Raw genomic sequence first — 18,322 nt, forward strand, 5'->3', positions numbered from 1 at the left:
TCTGAAATTCAGTTTTCAGACGGCCTTTTTAAAGAGCCTGCTCGGATTGTTATCAATTCACCCGGTTTTGCATTATAATTGTGCAAATTTGACTCACTCGAAAGAAAATAAATTGGAAGGATTACAACAACTTGTAGATTTATTGGTGGGTTTTGTCGATTGGATATTGAAATTACTGGCATTCTTGTTTTAAACTACGTTCCATTCTTTTATACATTAAAGACGTATTTTCATCATGCAAACCGCGCAACGCTCTGCTACTTTCTTCTATTGGTACCACACAAACGTGCGGTACTTTTTTGCGCTTGTCTAAAACAGACCAAATTGAAAATACGCAAATTAGAGCCGCCTCATTTGAGCGGCTTTTTTTATACCCACCATGGCCGCTTAAATCCACCCATTTTTAAGAAATAAGGAATACAGCCATGACTGCCTCAACTAAAATCCACAGCCAAACACAAATGTTACACACCTGCCGCATGGTCGTTGACAGCAACAGCCACCACAGCATGCTCAACATGCACACTTTGCCTGATTCGCCTGACAGCCTCATCAGCGAAGCCCTGATTCCGCAAGTACGCACCATCGCGACCTTGATTGCCGCAGAGCGCCACGACTTCAATCAAAGCAGCCCCAACGTTTTTACTGATGAAGCGGATTTCTTCGCAGCGCGTATTTTGGTTTTGGGCGTACGCCGTTTCCATTTGGACATTACCCTGCTGCCTATGCTCAAAACCGCCAACAAACGCGCCGAAGCTTTCGCCAAACGCCATCACATGCCCTTCTCTCCCGCTGAAATGCAAATGTCCCTGCACACCCGCCGCCCTGCCAACCTGCTGATTATCGAAACCGAACACGAAATGCCTGCGCTGGGCAATCTGGCTGCCAACAGCCGTGCATTTGCAGCGCAACTTTCCAATATTATTTTGTAAAACCACTTGAAAAACAGGGAAATGGTTTAATATTAGGCAGACACACTCCGCCGAAATCTCGGCAAAGACAAACTTCTCTCAGGAAAAATAATGAAAAAACTGATTGCCTTAGCCGCCCTTTCCACTTTTGCCCTCGCTGCCTGCAAAGACAATACCCAAGCGCAGCTTGAGCAGCAGCAAAAACAAATCGAAGCATTGCAACAACAGTTGGCACAACAAAACGGCCAACAAGAAGACAATACGGTTTACCAGCTCACGCCTGAAGCCGTGAAAGACACCATTCCTGCCGAGGCACAAGCCAACGGCAACAACGGCCAACCGGTAACCGGTACAGACGGCCAACAATACATCTACGACCAATCCACCGGCAGCTGGCTGCTGCAAAGCTTGGTGGGCACGGCAGCCGGTGCATTTATCGGCAACGCATTGGCCAACAAATTCACACAGGCACGCAATCAAAACAGCCCGATTGCCCGTCAAGCCCGTGCCAACTATTATCAAACCGCACGTCCAAACGGACGCACCAGCCAACAGCTGAATACGCGTACCCTGCGTGCCCAACAGCAAAATGCGCAACAACAAAACGCTCAACAGCAACAGCGTTACCGCGAAACCGCGCGTCAGCCTTCCAACTACCGCCGCCCAAGTATGGGTCGGGGCTTTGGCCGCCGTCGCTGATTCGGTTTATATTCCATCTTTGATATAAATACGCACAATATAAAAGGCCGTCTGAAAATATGATTTTCAGACGGCCTTTGGTTTTCTCTATTTTCTTATTGTAGACTTGCGGATCTGTTTGTATGCGTTATGCCCAGAAGTCTCGCGGAGCGTCCAATACAGGTTTGACGATGCCGGTACGGATTGCGAAATCGCCAAAACCTTCATCATCCAAACGGTTTCGAGACCAATCTGCCACCCAGCCTTCGACAATTTCAAGGATTTCAGGTTCGGTAATGTTTTCTTTAAACAGGCGCGGAATGCGTGTGCCTTCACGGTTGCCGCCTGCGTAAAGGTTGTAGCGGCCGACCGCTTTGCCGACCAAACCGATTTCTGCCAGCATGGCGCGGCCGCAACCGTTGGGGCAACCGGTTACGCGCAAAACGATGTATTCGTCTTCCAAACCATATTTGGCGAACATTTCGTCAATTTTATCGGAGAATGTTGGTAGGAAACGCTCAGCCTCCGCCATCGCCAGCGGACAGGTCGGCAAGGCAACGCAGGCCATCGAGTTCTCACGCTGGATGGTAATCGATTTGCTGATAAGGCCATGGTCTTTGGCGATTTTATCAATCGTGTCTTTCAATTCGGGCGGTACATTGGCAACCACCAGATTTTGGTTTGCCGTCAGACGGAAGTCGCCGGGATGGATTTTGGCAATTTCGCGGATGCCTGTTTTCAACGGTCTGCCGGGATAATCGAGCAGGCGGCCGTTTTCAATAAACAAAGTCAAATGCCAGTTGCCTTCATGCCCTTGTACCCAGCCGATGTGGTCGCCGCGGTGGGTAAACTCGTAAGGGCGGATGGGTTCAAACTTAATGCCCATGCGCCTTTCGACTTCTTCTTTGAACACATCCACGCCCACGCGTTGCAGCGTATAGCGTGTACGGGCAGCTTTGCGGTCGCTGCGGTTGCCCCAGTCGCGCTGGGTGCTAACGACAGCTTCGGCAGCATTGAGGGTGTATTCAAGCGGAACGAAACCAAATTCGTAAGAAGTGTTCGGATAAGTTTTGGTATTACCGTGTTCGCTGGATAAACCGCCTCCGACCAATACATTGAAACCCACTAACTTGCCGTTTTCTGCAATCGCCACAAAACCCAAGTCATTGGAATGAATGTCCACATCGTTATCGGGCGGGATCACGACGGCAGTTTTAAATTTGCGCGGCAAATAGGTTTTACCCAAAATCGGCTCTACGTCGTCGGCAATTTCTTTATTGCGCGGCTCGGTCGGCTCGGTCGTGAACACTTTTTCACCGTCCAGCCATACATCGGCATATGCCATGGTGCGCGGCAGAAGGTGCATACTGATGCGCGCCGCCCATTCATAGGCTTCTTGATGTAAAGTGCTTTGCACAGGATTGCTGGTACACAACACATTGCGGTTGACATCGCTGGCTGTGGCAATGGAATCCAAACCAAGTTTGTGCAATGCCTGATGTGCCTGTTTTAAATCGGTTTTCAGAATGCCGTGGTATTGGAAGGTTTGACGGTTGGTCAGGCGGATAGAGCCGTAAATCGTATTTTCACCGGCAAATTTGTCGATACCCAGCCACTGCTTCGGCGTAATGATGCCGCCGGGCAAACGGCAACGCAACATCATGTTTTTTAAGGGTTCAAGTTTTTGTTCGGTACGCTCGGCACGAATATCACGGTTGTCCTGTTCGTACATACCGTGGAAGCGGATAAGCTGAAAGTTGTCGGCAGTAAAGCCACCGGTAAAATCGTCTTTCAACTCTTCTTTAATCGTACCGTGCAGATAATCGCTGCGCTCTTTCAAGGCTTCGTTGCCGGACAAAGGTGTCTCAGGCAGCTTGGCTCGTGGGTCGGTTGTGGTAGCAGTCATTGAAGCACTCCTTATTTTTGGTATAGGCGTTACTTTAATGAAGCCGTCTGAAAATGAGAAAGAATGGTTTGTTTGTTTTAAAGACGATTTTGTTATATTGGTTTGGAACATAAAAAGGCCGTCTGAACTTTACTTTCAGACGGCCTTGATATTGGATGGGACAAACCGATTAGGCTTGTTTGTTCCAACGTTCGATAGATTCTTTGATGACTTGTTTCGCTTCTTCTACATCGCCCCAAGATTCAACTTTAGTGGTACCTGCTTTTTTCAGGTCTTTGTAGTGGTTGAAGTGGAACTCGATTTGTTTGATCAGTTGTTGCGGCAAATCGGCCAAAGTTTTGTAGGCGTTGCCATTGTTGCGGTCGTCGGCTGGAACGCAGACAATTTTGTCGTCCACTTCGCCGTCGTCAACGAATTTCATCACGCCGATAACGCGTGCTTCCAAGAAAATACCGGTTGCCAAAGGCTGCTCGGTAACCAGCAATACGTCCAATTCGTCGCCGTCTTCGTCCAAAGTTTGCGGAATGAAGCCGTAGTTGGTCGGTTTGGCGAAAATTGCCGGTTCAACGCGGTCGAGTTGGAAAGCGGCCAGTTTGCGGTTCCACTCGATTTTGTGGTTGCTGCCTGCAGGGATTTCGTTGACAACGTTGATGATGCCGCCGTCCACGTCGCCCGGGGTCAGGATTTTGTTGAAGTCTGCCATGATGGTTTCCTTTGATTTTAAAGAGAGTCAAACGGCGAAAGTATAGCAAACCCAAGGCCGTCTGAAAATGTGAAACTGTCGTATTCAGACGGCCTTTTTGGCATTCAGCCTTTTGACCAGTTCTAAAATTGCGCGTTTATTGGAAGGGGAAAACACTTTTTCCGCCGCTTCTTCTGCATCAAACCAACCGTAGGCAACGTGTTCGTCCGGTTGCAGGACGATGGGTGTATCGCGCGGAATTTGGGCGGAGAAGATGTGTTCGCGGTTTTCAAAAACGCCTTTGGGATAGCGATGGCGCCAGTGATGATAGATTTCATAAACGGTGCTGTCGTGCCAGTTTTCCAGCTGTCCGTCTGCAAGGCGGATACCGGTTTCTTCCCACACTTCGCGCCATGCGGTTTCTTCGATACGCTCGCCCTCTTCCAAGCTGCCTGTGACCGACTGCCAAAAACCTTGCGGCGCCGTGCGTTCAATCAGCAGGATATTGCCGTCTTTATCATGCAAAACAACCAAAGCGGAAACGGGATACTTCAAAGGCTTACCGCTCATGGCTTGTCCTTGCCGGTTTGATTGGGGAGGCTGATTTTTTGTAGTAAGTAAGCCAAAAGGTTTTCCATGTATCACTCAAAAATGGGAAATTGATATTCAGACGGCCTTTGCCGGAAATCCGCAAAGGCCGTCTGAAATTATACCTGATTTAACTGCGCCAGTTTCCGAGACACCAGCTCTGCCGCTTCTTCCGGCGAATTGGCCTTCAACACTGCTTCGCCAAAATACGAAATTTTAGACAAATCACACAAAAACTTATCGACATCTTGCGCCGTCAAAAAGCGGCCGTGCAAATCAAATCCGACATTTAAAGCACGCCCTTTGATTTCCGCCACCCTGTCATGCAAATGGCCGTACAAGTGATACCAGCCCTGATAGCAGCCGTCCCACTCCTGAATCGGATAGTGAAAGAGAACCAGCGTATTCTTAATTTCCGGCAATTTGAGTTTCAAATACGGCCGTATGGACGACAGCAGCGGATGGCCGTCATGCTTGGTTTGGCTGCGGAACAAATTGGCATGCTGCCGAATCACATGATCATGATTGCCGTAAATCAAGTGATGTTGCCCGTTCAACCGCGACAAAACGCGCTCTATCTGCTTATGGTCTTGGGCAAAGGAAAAATCGCCCAAGTTGTACACCGTATCTTCAGGCGTAACGGTTTCATTCCACGTTTGGATTAAAAATTCATCCATCTGCTCCACGTTATCGAACGGTCGAAATTGCGGGCAGAATTTGGCAATGTTTTTATGTGAGAAATGTAGGTCGGATGTGAAGTAGGTTTTGCTCATGCCGTGTTCTCTGCGTTGCAAGCTTGAATCGTATCACGCGCGGGCGTATGCTGAGTGATGTTTATTGTGTGCTTCAAGGAGTTTTTATGCGTTTGGTTATTGCCGCGCCGGCCAACGGCGCAATATTGAAAGACGCGCTCAAAGCGCATCTGCAAAACGACACGCGCGTCAGCAGCTTGGTCGATTTATCCTCGCCAGAAGGAAGCTATCCGCAACTCTCGTTTACCGCAGCCGAAGAAGTCGCGGCAGGACGCGCCGACCGTGCGCTATTGATTTGCGGCACCGGCGTGGGCACGGCAATTGCCGCCAATAAAGTGCGCGGCATACGAGCGGCGACAGCACATGATTTGCTTACTATCCGCGGCTCGGTGGAAAACTATAACGCGCAAGTTTTATGTATGGGGCAAAACGTGATTGCCGCGCCGGCCGCTTGGGCATTGGTCGATATTTGGTTGGATTTGCGCCACGACACAAGCAGCAGCTATGCGCCTAAAGTCGGAGAAATCGAAGCATACGAGCGCGGAAAATAAATACGTGTTGCTCCATATATTTTCAGACGGCCTTGTTACGTTTCGCTTTAGCAAAACCGGTAAGGCCGTCTGAAAATATTTAAATGCTTATTTTCCTTTTTTATTGCAAGGATGTCCTGCGCTGTTGTCGCAGACGCGTAAATTGCGCAAATGCATGACGGCATTGGTCAACTCGGCCTTCGTCGGCTCGTAACGGAAAGCATATTGCTTCACGTACAAAGCTTCGTTACCCTGTACGGCTTTTATCCAAGTAAATTCAGGTTTGCTGGTTTGCGGATTGTTGGCGCAAAACAACATCACCAAAGCGAATGGATAGCCGTTTTCTTCACCTGCCGTTATTGGGTTGACACTACTTTGCGGACAGGCATTCTGCCATGAGGCTGAAAGATTGCCGAAAAACTGCTCAACACCCGGTTTCATACCTGCCATGGATTGCAGCGTGACCATTTGCGTCCAGTCTTCCACAGTCTGTTTCTGCGGCACAAGTTCTATCAATGTCACACCATTTTGCGCGGTTTGATAGCCGACTTTGAAGCCTTTAGGCGGAGCGCCGAAAGACCCAAATTCCTCAGCCTGCGCAGTTTGAACAGCTAACGGAAGCATAGCGATGGCGAGCATCAGTTTCCTAACGATACTTGTTTTTTTCATTGTTTTTCCTTATTCACTAAAAGTATGGCAGATGAAACACTCCATCCGCCAGCGCTATACTAACACAAGCATATAGCATTTTTCAGACGGCCTTACAACTGTCTCAAAAACGCCTGAATGAACGCGATTTTATCCAATTCCGGCATAGCATTGAACGCTTCCTGATGCTCGTGGATGTAGTCGATTAAGGGGTAAAACTCTTCATCGACGTGGCGTTTGTCGAGTTTGCGGCCGATATTCCCCTCGTTGCTTCGTCCTAAAAACTTGGAAATCAGGTAATACGGCGATTTGAGTTTGAACAGCATTTCGCCGGTTTGGGCATCAAACACCATAAAACCTTCGTGTTCCACGTTTTTCAGACGACCTTTCAACTCCTCGAACGTGATGTTTTTCAGCGTTTCGGGACGGCGGATACCGTATTGTTTGCCGATTTCGTCCAATTCGGCTTCGGTAAACTGACGGCCTGTCGCCACGTCGATGCAGCCGATTAAGGTTTCGCCCAACTCTTCACGGATGATGTGTACGTCTTTCGCGTCTGTGATTTCAAACAAAAAAGTATGGTTCGGATATGCGCGGAACAAGGTTTCGTATTGTGCGCAGTGTGTGGCGGTCATGTCGGCAAACGCGCTATCAAGCGAACCGGTGGTCGAATACAGCACTTTGCCGTCAAACGCCGCGCCTTTAGACAGATGGTCGTCTGAAAGCGAGACGAAAGTACAGCAGCCGAGGAAGCCGTTTACTTTCACCACCGCATCTACCAGTCTCTCGTCGCCGATTATGATCGGATAACGGCTGCATTTGGCAATACGTTCCGAATAATTGAACACTTTTTTAAACGGACGCACGATGATTCGATTATGCGCATCGATAATCAAACCGCGCATTTCCAGCAACGCATCATCAAAGCGGTTGTTATAGAACACGCTGCGGGCGTATTTCAACACGCGCAATTCGGGATAACGCTTGGATGCTTTGGCGGTAAAGTTACGGCTGCTGTGTTGCAGATAGTGATCGGTCACAAAGGTTTGCTGCGCCTCATCAAACACCAGCGGCTTATGCTCGATAGCCTGCATCTGTTCGATTTTTTCTAACTGTTCCGCATTTGCCGGTTGCACGGCCTCGATATGGATTTCGTTTGCCACTCGGTTTTGGTTCAGCTTGATATACGCCGCCAATACGTCATGCTCTTTCACGCCATGCAGGTTGGGATAGAAATTGTGCAGTCGATAGACCTCTGTTTCAAAACCGCTTTTCTCCGCCTGATCCAATAAATGACGGCAACGCGAAGCTTTTTGGTTGGTATTGGAATTAATGATCAGAATATTTCGGTTCGGATTTTGGCGTCCAAGTCTCAAAGTTTCAGTCATCAAGGTATTACCGCGTTTCTGCACCTTATCCACTGCTTCACCCGACCAATGATACTCACCGTATTCATCGGTAATGAACAAATCGTTTTCAATACGGACAACTTCTGCATCCGGATATTGCGCTTTAAATTCGGTGGCTTTTTGTTCGGCAAACGTCGATTTTCCCGAACCTTGATGACCGCGGATTAAGATAAATTTTTGCATTTTGTTTCCTTATTCTTTTTCTCAGCTTACCCTGAATAAATAGGCCGTCTGAAAAATATTTCTACCCTTTTTTCAGACGGCCTTAGCTTCAGTTCACAACTGCCAACGGCGTTTTCTCAATCTCTTCTACCCAGAAATCTGTACCCATACCTCGTTCGGCAAAGGAACCGATCAGGGAGAATACTTGGTCGGAGAAGCCGCCGATGTTCAAAATATCCTGACGGTTTCGTACTTGAGCCTTGGTGTAGGGCTGGATATCCAGACAAACAAGTTTGGCTTCGGGACAACGCCGTTTCAGAATGTCCCACTCTTTCATCAGGCTGGTTGTGGCACCCCATCCTTGGCTGTCATCTGCCCAACTTTCGTTGTCTGATACGATGACGACCAAATCCACATCGGCTTTTTCACGGTTCAGCATGGCGAGCGGTGCGCTGCATGCCGTTCCGCCGCCGCCGATATTGGCGAGTTTTTCGGCGTTGGTCATGATGCTGTCGCGCGGATTGAGCTTCACGTTTACCGTGATTTGTTCAAACGGTATCACGCGGGCTTGCGGATTGGTACGCAACATGGCGGCAGATACGAGCGCGGCAATGTCGATGCAGCGGGTTTTGCTGGTCGTGCTGCCGCGATAGCCGGTAACCGAGCTGTGCATAGAGCCGGAAACGTCCGGACAAACCACGACTTTGCCTTGGATGGCCGGTACGTTTTGTACGGAGGTTTCCATCGCATCTTGCAGGGCTTCGCAGATTTCAGACGGCATTTGATTAGATGTTGCCTGATACGCGGTCAGCAACTGATAAGGCAGAACACGGGCGCGGGCAATGGTGGTTTCGTCACGCAGTTTTTCTGCCACCATTTTGATGTTTTTGCTTTTCGCAAACACTTCGTGGCGCAGGAAAGTGTTCAGGTTTTGACGAACCTGCTGCCATGAGCCGTTGCGGGCAATCTCTGCCCAGTCGCCGCTGTTCAAGTCTAAAGCAGTGAGCATTTGGAAAGGAACGTTGGGTAATTCGCCTTCTCGGCTTTGTTTGTAGTTTTCAAAAGCGCGGGTAATGGGTGGCAATGCTTCGCGGTCGTACGGTTTGCCGATCAGCCACGCAAACCAGGCGGCACGCCATGCTTCACGCGGTTTGGGGTGCACCATTTTGACCACGTCTGCCAGCGATGGCGAATTGCCGACGGCGGCGTTCAACAGTTGTTTTTCGGTGGCAGTCAAAAGCCAAGTCTGCATCAGTTTTTTCGGACGGTTGCCGAAAGATTTTCTGCCGACCGCGCCGCTACGGATAATTTGTGCGAAGTTACGCAACATTTTACCGTTGTCCACTACTTGGTCGAATACGCGGGCGAGCATGTTCACGTCTTTTTGCGCCAACACGGCAAGCAACAGCGCAGGCATATCTTTCATCAAACCTTTTTGACGGGCATATACGGCAGTTTTGGCGATAAACTCGGCATCCAGGCTTTCTGCCAATTTCAACACTTGGTCAAGCTGACTTTGGGCATCGGCATAGTAGGTATTGTTCAGACAACCGGTAGCGGCAAGTTGGGCCAGCTGTTGTTTGGGTGTCAGCGTGTAGGCGATGCCGCCGGCTTCATTATAGGTATCGGTTTTAGTAAAACGGTTTTTAATAGATTGAAACAAGGTAGTATTAGCCATTTTCATTTTCTTTCATATTGTTGGTTTGAGGCCGTCTGAACTTGTTTTAGCTTTGTTTGTCAGACGGTCTTGAATGGGTGGCAGTGTGGCTGCTAAAGATGAAGAGAAGCGTTTTTAACTGAAAGCTAATGTATTCTCTTCCGGGCATCCGCCTACTGCCGTAGGGCGACCAGTTTAATTAGGATCATTCGGGTTTGTAGCAAGGAAGGAATGTAATCCTAATGGCATTCGCCCATAAGGGGTGGCACATTGGGCAACAAAGAGTGGAGAAATTTTTACGCGCTCTATCCTCTGAGCTACTCTGCCATAGTTGGCGGCAGAGACGGGACTCGAACCCGCGACCTCGAGCTTAGCAGGCTGTAATTCCTCCGGCATTTGCCGTTTGCACCAAAAACAGTTTTTATATCAGCCCGCCTGAATATTTCAGACGGCCTCGAATGGGGGCTGCGTAGCGGATAAACATGAAGAGAAACGGTTTTAACGTAAAAGGTTCATGTATTCTCTCCAGACATCCGCCTGCTGCCGTAAAAGTAATATGGCACGCAACAAGTTTTTAAGGGAAACATGCCTTGGCTCTACCAACTGAGCTACTCTGCTATTTGGAACAACAGAGACAGGACTCGAACCTGCGACATAAGGATATCCATGTTGTAGTTTTCCTAGGCATTTGCCTGCCATATTGAAAAAGGGTGGGCGACTAAATAAACAAGACGTTCAACGTCTATCAGACGAGACAGGATTCGAACCTGTTAATCCAAATGTAGTCTTGTCGGCATTCGCCCTGTAACCACACAGCAACTAAATTTACGGAAAATTTTTCTCCGGTAACTGTATTTCCCGAAGCATCTGCTGTATCGCTACATTCACAACATAGCCAACAGCGTGCCAAGAATAAAATTTTATAAAAATAATTTTTAATTTATTGAATATAAGAAAAATATATTTTAAAGTGGCTTTTATCGGCAAAAAGCGTAGAATGCTGAAAAATATATTTGTAGATAGTTATATAGAAAATAAAATATATAAGGATATATGATGAGATTCGATGATTTGGACAAACGCTTGCGGTTAAGCAAACGGCAAATTTGTATTGAAAAAATAATTTAAAGGCCGTCTGAAACATGAATATCACCCCTAAAAAACAAGTCGCCGTCAGTTTTCTCGGTACAGTGCTGGATAAAGGTTTCGGTCAGGGCCGTTGGCAGAAGTGGCGGCCGAATGTCGCCATGAATCAGCGTCAGGATTTTCATCTCGACCGCATGGAGCTGTTTTATGCGGAGAAATATCGCAACCTAGCGGATCATGTAAAAGCCGATATTCAACAGGTGTCGCCACACACGGTCGTCAATCTTGTGCCTATGGAGCTGGCAAACCCGTGGGATTTTTCCGAAGTTTATACCAAGCTGCACGATTGGGCTGCGAGCTATCCATTTGATACAGAAGAAGAAACGTATCTCACCCACATCACCACAGGTACACACGTTGCCCAAATCTGCCTGTTTTTATTGGTGGAATCGCGTCAAATCCCCGGCGTACTGTTACAAACCGCTCCGCCCAAAAATCAAAGACGCAGTATGGAGGACGGCAATGTCGGAAGTTATGAAATCATCGATTTAGACTTGGCTCGTTATGACGTACTGGCAGAACGCCTTGCCGCCGTACGCGACGACGCAGTGCGCTACCTGAAAAGCGGCATTTCCACCAAAAACGCCGCCTTCAACCGCATGATTGCCGAAATCGAACAAGTCGCACTCAACTCCCCTTCCCCCATTCTGCTTTCCGGCCCGACAGGCGCAGGCAAATCTATGTTGGCACGCAGGATTTTTGAATTGAAAAAAGCGCGCCATCTGATTAAAGGCACATTTGTCGATGTAAACTGCGCCACCCTTCGCGGCGACGGCGCAGCATCTGCCCTGTTCGGCCACAAAAAAGGCGCCTTTACCGGCGCCGCAGAAAAGCGTGAAGGTTATCTGAAAACTGCCGACGGCGGCGTATTGTTTTTAGACGAAATCGGCGAATTGGGCTTGGACGAGCAAGCCATGCTGCTCAAAGCCATTGAAGAAAAACACTTTTACCCCGTTGGCAGCGACAGCGAAGTCAAAAGCGACTTCCAACTCATCGCCGGCACCAACCGCGACCTACGCCACGAAATCCGCGCCGGACGCTTCCGCGAAGACCTGTTCGCCCGCATTAATATCTGGAATTACCCACTACCTGCACTCGCCAACCGTCGCGAAGACATCGAGCCCAACGTCGAACACCAGCTCGCCCTAGCCTCGCAAGAACTCGGCCGAACCACCCGCTTCAACAAAGAAGCCCTGGCCGCCTACCTCGACTTCGCCCACTCCAACCAAGCACCATGGCGCGGCAACTTCCGCGACCTCGCTGCCAGCATCATGCGCCTGGCCACACTCGCGCCGCAAGGCAGGATACAGGTAGAACAAGTCCAAGCCGAAATCGAACGCCTCAAATGGCTATGGTCGGAAGAACCCTTTTCAGACGGCCTCCTACATAAAAGGCCGTCTGAAAAAGCACAAGACTACCCCGATAAAGTCGATTGGGACACATTGGATTTGTTCGACAAACTACAACTGCAACACGTCATCGACGAATGCCGCAAACACCCCAACATGGCCGCTGCCGGCCGTGCATTGTTCAACGTCTCCAGAACAGAAAGGGCAAAAGTCAATGACAGCGATCGATTGAGAAAGTATTTGCAACGGTTTGGACTGGAATGGGGGGATATTTAAATAAAGTGGGCAAGCTAGCTCATTTTAATCACATTATTTTTCATCATTTATAAAAAATAAAAGGCATCAATCCGATGCCTTTTTAATTTATTAACACAAATCACTTCTTTGGTTTACTTCAAAAATGCCGCATGATAGGCAATATGCTCACCAATAAAACTGGCGATGAAGTAATAGCTATGATCATGGCCTTTATGGAAGCGCACATCGACCGGTTGATTTGCCGCACGACAGGTTTCGATAAAATCTTCGGTACGCAATTGTGTTGGCAAAAACTCATCTTCCAAGCCCTGATCAATGCGCATACCTTGCACTTTACAGCCTTGTTGGATGAGCGAGTTAGCATCATATTGCTGCCATTTTTCGCGATCTTTCCCTAAATAGGCAGAAAAGGCTTTTTCTCCCCAAGGCACGAGGCTTGGCGACAAAATAGGCGAAAAGGCAGAAACACTTTGATAACGTTCTTGGTTTCGCAGCGCCAATACCAATGCGCCATGTCCGCCCATTGAATGTCCCATAATCGAACGTTTGCCGTTGGTAGGAAAATTTTCCTCCATCAGACTAGGCAACTCATTCAAAATATAATCATACATTTGATAATTCGTCGCCCAAGGCTGCTCGGTCGCATTCAGATAAAAGCCTGCACCCTGCCCTAAATCGTAAGTATCATCGTTCGGCACTTGCTCTCCGCGAGGGCTGGTATCGGGGGCGACCACAATCACTTGATGCTCTGCCGCATAACGCTGAAAGCCTGATTTGGTAATGAAATTTTGTTCAGTACAAGTTAAGCCGGAAAGCCAATAAATCACACCAAGCGGTCGATTCTCCGGATTATTTGGCAAATAGACGGCAAATTTCATTTCGCATTGAAGCGTTTGGGCATGGTGCACCCAAACTTGTTGCGAACCGCCAAAAATTTGATGTTGTTCAATCAGTTTCATCTCGGGCCTTAGTAATGAATAACAGCGCGGATCGATTTACCTTCATGCATTAACTCAAAGGCTTCATTGATTTGATCGAGCGTCATTGTGTGGGTCACAAATGGTTCCAACTGAATGTCGCCTTTCATTGAATCTTCCACCATTTTCGGAAGTTCAGAGCGGCCTTTCACGCCACCAAATGCCGTGCCTTTCCAAACACGACCTGTGACCAACTGGAACGGACGAGTTGAAATTTCTTGTCCTGCACCCGCTACGCCGATGATAATGGATTGACCCCAACCACGGTGTGCACTTTCTAATGCCTGACGCATTACGTTTACATTGCCAATACATTCAAAGGTATGGTCAATGCCCCATTTATTGATGTCTAACAACACATCTTTGATCGGTTTATCGTAATCGTTTGGGTTCAAACAATCAGTTGCACCAAACTGTTTTGCCAGCTCGAATTTTGAAGGATTGGTATCAATAGCGATAATGCGACCGGCTTTGGCTTGACGCGCACCTTGCACCACCGCCAAACCAATCGCCCCCAAGCCAAACACCGCCACAGAGTCGCCTTCTTGCACTTTTGCTGTGTTATGCACCGCACCAATACCTGTGGTAACGCCGCAGCCAAGCAAACATACTTGTTCATGGTTTGCTTTTGGATTGATTTTCGCCAGTGAAACTTCGGCAACAACTGAGTATTCACTGAAAGTAGAACAGCCCATATAGTGATAGATCGGCTGACCTTGATAAGAAAAACGCGTCGTGCCATCTGGCATTAAGCCTTTACCTTGTGTATCACGCACTGAGACGCATAAGTTGGTTTTACCTGAACGACAAAACTCACATTCGCCACATTCAGCGGTGTAAAGAGGAATGACGTGATCACCTGGTTTTACGCTTGACACACCTTCGCCCACAGCAACGACCACACCCGCACCTTCGTGTCCAAGCACCACAGGGAACACACCTTCAGGATCGCTTCCTGATAACGTAAATGCATCAGTATGGCACACACCAGTGTGCGTGTTACGAATTAACACCTCGCCTTTGTGCGGCATTTCTACGTCGATTTCCACAATTTGTAAGGGTTGATTTGGGGCGAATGCCACCGCCGCACGCGATTTGATGGTTGAATTGGTTTGTTTCGTTTCCATTATTTTTGCCTTTTAATTCATTAATAAAGTTATCTAGCCTACGAAAGATAACCACAGTTTATACTTTGGAACCCACCCTGAAGCAAGCATTTTTGCAATTTTGACTCCGGCAGTAGCATGATCGGCTGAAGGGCTGCCATGCAATCGGTGATTAAAGGCAACTGAATATTTCCCTAAATCATGAAGCTGTCCCGTCTGGCAGGCAATTTCCTGCGCATCAAATACCCGGGCAAACTCAGCCGCCATTTCGCCCACATTTACCGAATGACTTTGCAAGGTTTGCCAATGGTTTGTAAGGCAAGGGATTGCCGAGTTTATCTTGGGCGGAATGAGCGTAGTAAATGAGGGGGTTTTATATTGAAATTCTAAAAAATTCAAATTGATATAGATTCAATGATAATATGATATTAAATTTAATATGCAAATAGAAAAAATGCCGTCTGAAACTTTTTCAGACGGCATTGTCATTTATTAACCTTTATAACTTGCTTCTAATATCCTCCAGTGCTTTCACTAAAGCCTCGGAAAGCGAAGGATCAAAAGAAGAATGGCCTGCTTGGGCAATATTTGAACATATAGCTACAAAAAGGCAGCTGACGGAATAGGTCGGCATAGAATTCGTAGTTGCTGAAGTTTCAACACACAGCCGCCCAAAGGCGGCTAGGCGTGATGGCAGCGGTGTATTTCGTATCTATTTTGTTTCAACACACAGCCGCCTAAAGGCGGCTGGGAAGGCTGTTCTGTTATTTCCGGTTGAATAGACAGTTTCAACACACAGCCGCCTAAAGGCGGTTGGACTTCCACCTCCGCCAGAACTTCCACCACCGCCAGTTTCAACACACAGCCGCCTAAAGGCGGCTGGTGATGCGTGAAAATCCTTTGATTGGTCAAACATGGTTTCAACACACAGCCGCCTAAAGGCGGCTGGATTACGCCGACGGCGTGTTCAATAAATCTGATACGGTTTCAACACACAGCCGCCCGAAGGCGGCTGGGACCAACCCATAAGAAAGCCTCACAAATGACCGAAGTTTCAACACACAGCCGCCCGAAGGCGGCTGGATGGGTTGGCTATTAATTTGCAGCCGTCCGATACGTTTCAACACACAGCCGCCCGAAGGCGGCTGGATGGGTTGGCTATTAATTTGCAGCCGTCCGATACGTTTCAACACACAGCCGCCCGAAGGCGGCTGGGGGACGGCCCCAGTCGGTTTGAGCGGCGACATCGAAGTTTCAACACACAGCCGCCCGAAGGCGGCTGGGTATCGCCCTATTCCTCGCCTGCGCCCTATTGATGTTTCAACACACAGCCGCCCGAAGGCGGCTGGTCATCGTGCGCGTAAACGACAGCAAAAACACAGAAGTTTCAACACACAGCCGCCCGAAGGCGGCTGGCTCACTTAAATTTCTATTTTCGGGCAAAAAACTGTTTCAACACACAGCCGCCCGAAGGCGGCTGGCTCCCCAAAACGCTTGAGCCGTCAGATACCAAATGTTTCAACACACAGCCGCCCGAAGGCGGCTGGAACCGCCGCGCATGGTGCAAGTGAGGCGTGACGAGTTTCAACACACAGCCGCCCGAAGGCGGCTGGTTGAGCAGGCCGTTCATCAATAGGGCGCAGGCGAGGTTTCAACACACAGCCGCCCGAAGGCGGCTGGTTATCAAAAAGTATCTAACACACTGATTTTTAATGTTTCAACACACAGCCGCCCGAAGGCGGCTGGTTGGGAAAGTGCATAAATGAGCAAAACCAAAGAGGTTTCAACACACAGCCGCCCGAAGGCGGCTGGACGAGGGCGTTATGCTTTCAGAAAGCGAGATTGTGTTTCAACACACAGCCGCCCGAAGGCGGCTGGATCGACAAAATCACTTCTGCCGATTGTCGTTTTTGTTTCAACACACAGCCGCCCGAAGGCGGCTGGGCCTGCCAGCTTTGCTCTGACCCTGATGGCCGAAGTTTCAACACACAGCCGCCCGAAGGCGGCTGGCGCCTGCCGCTTGGTTGTATTGAGTTTTTTAATGACCTGTTTCAACACACAGCCGCCCGAAGGCGGCTGGGCCTTTCTCCCCTCGCTCGCCTTTAAACTTAGTGAGTTTCAACACACAGCCGCCCGAAGGCGGCTGGATTTGCCCATATATTCCGCGATAGTATCAAGCAGTTTCAACACACAGCCGCCCGAAGGCGGCTGGGATTTGTTTTCAACGAGCCGCGATTCAAGGTTGGTTTCAACACACAGCCGCCCGAAGGCGGCTGGGCCACCGTGGGTAGAGCGAAAACACTTTTTCAGACGTTTCAACACACAGCCGCCCGAAGGCGGCTGGGACGGCGGAATGCAAGGGGGCGGTAAGAATGGCGGTTTCAACACACAGCCGCCCGAAGGCGGCTGGCGGTAATTCTGTTGGGCAACAACTTGGAAGTCGGGTTTCAACACACAGCCGCCCGAAGGCGGCTGGGTCTGAAAACAAACGACCTTTTTTTTCTCTAATTTGTTTCAACACACAGCCGCCCGAAGGCGGCTGGAGACTATCCCCAATCAAAAAAAGGGCGCATTTGATGTTTCAACACACAGCCGCCCGAAGGCGGCTGGACACAAAATGGCTTAAATTGCTTGAATATATAGAGTTTCAACACACAGCCGCCCGAAGGCGGCTGGCCATCCCCCGAACGCTACGGGTAGAGTATACGAGTTTCAACACACAGCCGCCCGAAGGCGGCTGGGAGTTGGTGGTAGTACGGACGGTTACGACCATTGTTTCAACACACAGCCGCCCGAAGGCGGCTGGCTGAGAGGTTAACCACTGTTGCGCGAGGGGTTGTGTTTCAACACACAGCCGCCCGAAGGCGGCTGGACAAGCTCAACTACTTTAAGGATTTCGTGGTACAGTTTCAACACACAGCCGCCCGAAGGCGGCTGGCGCAGTCAACGCATTAGGCATGGCGGTGGTAATCGTTTCAACACACAGCCGCCCGAAGGCGGCTGGTTCACGGAATGCGCCATTGTCATGCTTGAAGTGGTTTCAACACACAGCCGCCCGAAGGCGGCTGGCTTTCCTTTCATGTATATAAGGTAGTCCACTTACTGTTTCAACACACAGCCGCCCGAAGGCGGCTGGTTCTTCATGGTTTTGCCCTTTCAGGATAATAAGAGTTTCAACACACAGCCGCCCGAAGGCGGCTGGAATAGCTTAAGTCCCTTTTCACTGATAAGCAGGGGGTTTCAACACACAGCCGCCCGAAGGCGGCTGGCTATAAATTGTTAACTGGTTATGGCCAAAAGGGAGTTTCAACACACAGCCGCCCGAAGGCGGCTGGAAGCATATTTGTATTGTGCATATTTGCATACATGTTTCAACACACAGCCGCCCGAAGGCGGCTGGGTACCGTATAACTACCGTTTTATTTCATTTTCTGTTTCAACACACAGCCGCCCGAAGGCGGCTGGTTGCCTAGTGATTCATTTTGACCATCTCGAGAGATGTTTCAACACACAGCCGCCCGAAGGCGGCTGGGCACTGGCTTGGATAAGCAGACTATCGGTTA

Annotated in this window: 13 protein-coding genes, 1 pseudogene and 1 CRISPR repeat array (1 of these 15 only partly in view); of the genes and pseudogenes, 4 read left to right on the top strand and 10 right to left on the bottom strand. The window is 49.1% G+C overall.

What is annotated here, in order from left to right; all coding sequences use genetic code 11:
* The first annotated feature begins 425 nt into the window (after positions 1-425).
* Both DBY95_RS03605 and DBY95_RS03610 read left to right on the top strand, forming a co-directional pair.
* Positions 426-932, top strand: a complete 507-nt coding sequence (locus tag DBY95_RS03605; protein ID WP_003685697.1) for a hypothetical protein — start codon at positions 426-428, stop codon at positions 930-932.
* Between the two features lie 90 nt (positions 933-1,022).
* Entirely contained in the window at positions 1,023-1,610 is a 588-nt protein-coding gene (locus tag DBY95_RS03610; protein WP_070608717.1) for a hypothetical protein, read from the top strand.
* A 127-nt stretch (positions 1,611-1,737) separates the two neighbouring features.
* Here DBY95_RS03610 and cysI read toward each other — a convergent pair whose 3' ends face one another.
* From cysI to DBY95_RS03635, 4 genes are all read right to left on the bottom strand, one after another.
* Positions 1,738-3,495 (bottom strand): assimilatory sulfite reductase (NADPH) hemoprotein subunit, encoded by a 1,758-nt coding sequence (gene cysI / locus DBY95_RS03615; protein ID WP_070625725.1) that lies wholly within the window; start codon positions 3,493-3,495, stop codon positions 1,738-1,740.
* 169 nt (positions 3,496-3,664) lie between these two features.
* Complete coding sequence (locus DBY95_RS03620) at positions 3,665-4,198, bottom strand: inorganic diphosphatase (RefSeq protein WP_003678634.1); 534 nt, start codon at positions 4,196-4,198, stop codon at positions 3,665-3,667.
* An 84-nt stretch (positions 4,199-4,282) separates the two neighbouring features.
* Positions 4,283-4,747, bottom strand: coding sequence for a dihydroneopterin triphosphate diphosphatase (gene nudB, locus DBY95_RS03625; protein ID WP_107723419.1), 465 nt, complete (start codon positions 4,745-4,747; stop codon positions 4,283-4,285).
* Between the two features lie 137 nt (positions 4,748-4,884).
* The gene (locus DBY95_RS03635) at positions 4,885-5,538 is read right to left on the bottom strand and encodes a metallophosphoesterase (protein ID WP_107723421.1); all 654 of its coding nucleotides are present in this window, start codon (positions 5,536-5,538) and stop codon (positions 4,885-4,887) included.
* 86 nt (positions 5,539-5,624) lie between these two features.
* On the opposite strand from DBY95_RS03635, the gene DBY95_RS03640 reads away from it, so the two are divergent.
* Positions 5,625-6,068, top strand: a complete 444-nt coding sequence (locus DBY95_RS03640; RefSeq protein WP_107723422.1) for an RpiB/LacA/LacB family sugar-phosphate isomerase — start codon at positions 5,625-5,627, stop codon at positions 6,066-6,068.
* An 87-nt stretch (positions 6,069-6,155) separates the two neighbouring features.
* Here the strand turns inward: DBY95_RS03640 and DBY95_RS03645 are convergent, their stop codons facing one another.
* The 3 genes from DBY95_RS03645 to DBY95_RS03655 form a co-directional block, all read right to left on the bottom strand.
* A complete protein-coding gene (locus DBY95_RS03645) occupies positions 6,156-6,716 on the bottom strand; it encodes a hypothetical protein (RefSeq protein WP_003746257.1) in 561 nt (186 codons plus the stop codon).
* Positions 6,717-6,808: 92 nt separating this feature from the next.
* Positions 6,809-8,287, bottom strand: a complete 1,479-nt coding sequence (locus DBY95_RS03650) for an RNA ligase (protein WP_107723423.1) — start codon at positions 8,285-8,287, stop codon at positions 6,809-6,811.
* Positions 8,288-8,375: 88 nt separating this feature from the next.
* The gene (locus DBY95_RS03655) at positions 8,376-9,950 is read right to left on the bottom strand and encodes a vWA domain-containing protein (RefSeq protein WP_107723424.1); all 1,575 of its coding nucleotides are present in this window, start codon (positions 9,948-9,950) and stop codon (positions 8,376-8,378) included.
* Positions 9,951-11,065: 1,115 nt separating this feature from the next.
* Between DBY95_RS03655 and rtcR the strand changes: the two genes are divergently transcribed.
* Complete coding sequence (gene rtcR, locus DBY95_RS03665) at positions 11,066-12,694, top strand: RNA repair transcriptional activator RtcR (protein WP_107723425.1); 1,629 nt, start codon at positions 11,066-11,068, stop codon at positions 12,692-12,694.
* A gap of 113 nt (positions 12,695-12,807) precedes the next feature.
* On the opposite strand, the gene fghA is transcribed toward rtcR, so the two are convergent.
* From fghA to DBY95_RS03680, 3 genes and pseudogenes are all read right to left on the bottom strand, one after another.
* Positions 12,808-13,635, bottom strand: coding sequence for an S-formylglutathione hydrolase (gene fghA, locus DBY95_RS03670; protein ID WP_107723426.1), 828 nt, complete (start codon positions 13,633-13,635; stop codon positions 12,808-12,810).
* An 8-nt stretch (positions 13,636-13,643) separates the two neighbouring features.
* Positions 13,644-14,780 carry an S-(hydroxymethyl)glutathione dehydrogenase/class III alcohol dehydrogenase gene (locus DBY95_RS03675; RefSeq protein ID WP_107723427.1) on the bottom strand — a complete coding sequence of 379 codons (1,137 nt, stop codon included), beginning with the start codon at positions 14,778-14,780 and terminating at the stop codon, positions 13,644-13,646.
* A gap of 93 nt (positions 14,781-14,873) precedes the next feature.
* Positions 14,874-15,123, bottom strand: a pseudogene (locus DBY95_RS03680) (CRISPR-associated helicase/endonuclease Cas3); the annotation flags it as partial.
* Positions 15,124-15,412: 289 nt separating this feature from the next.
* Positions 15,413-18,322: direct repeats of the CRISPR family, unit length 32 nt; unit sequence GTTTCAACACACAGCCGCCCGAAGGCGGCTGG (it continues 1,425 nt past the right edge of the window).

This window comes from Neisseria subflava (assembly GCF_003044935.1).
Lineage (GTDB): Bacteria > Pseudomonadota > Gammaproteobacteria > Burkholderiales > Neisseriaceae > Neisseria > Neisseria subflava_E.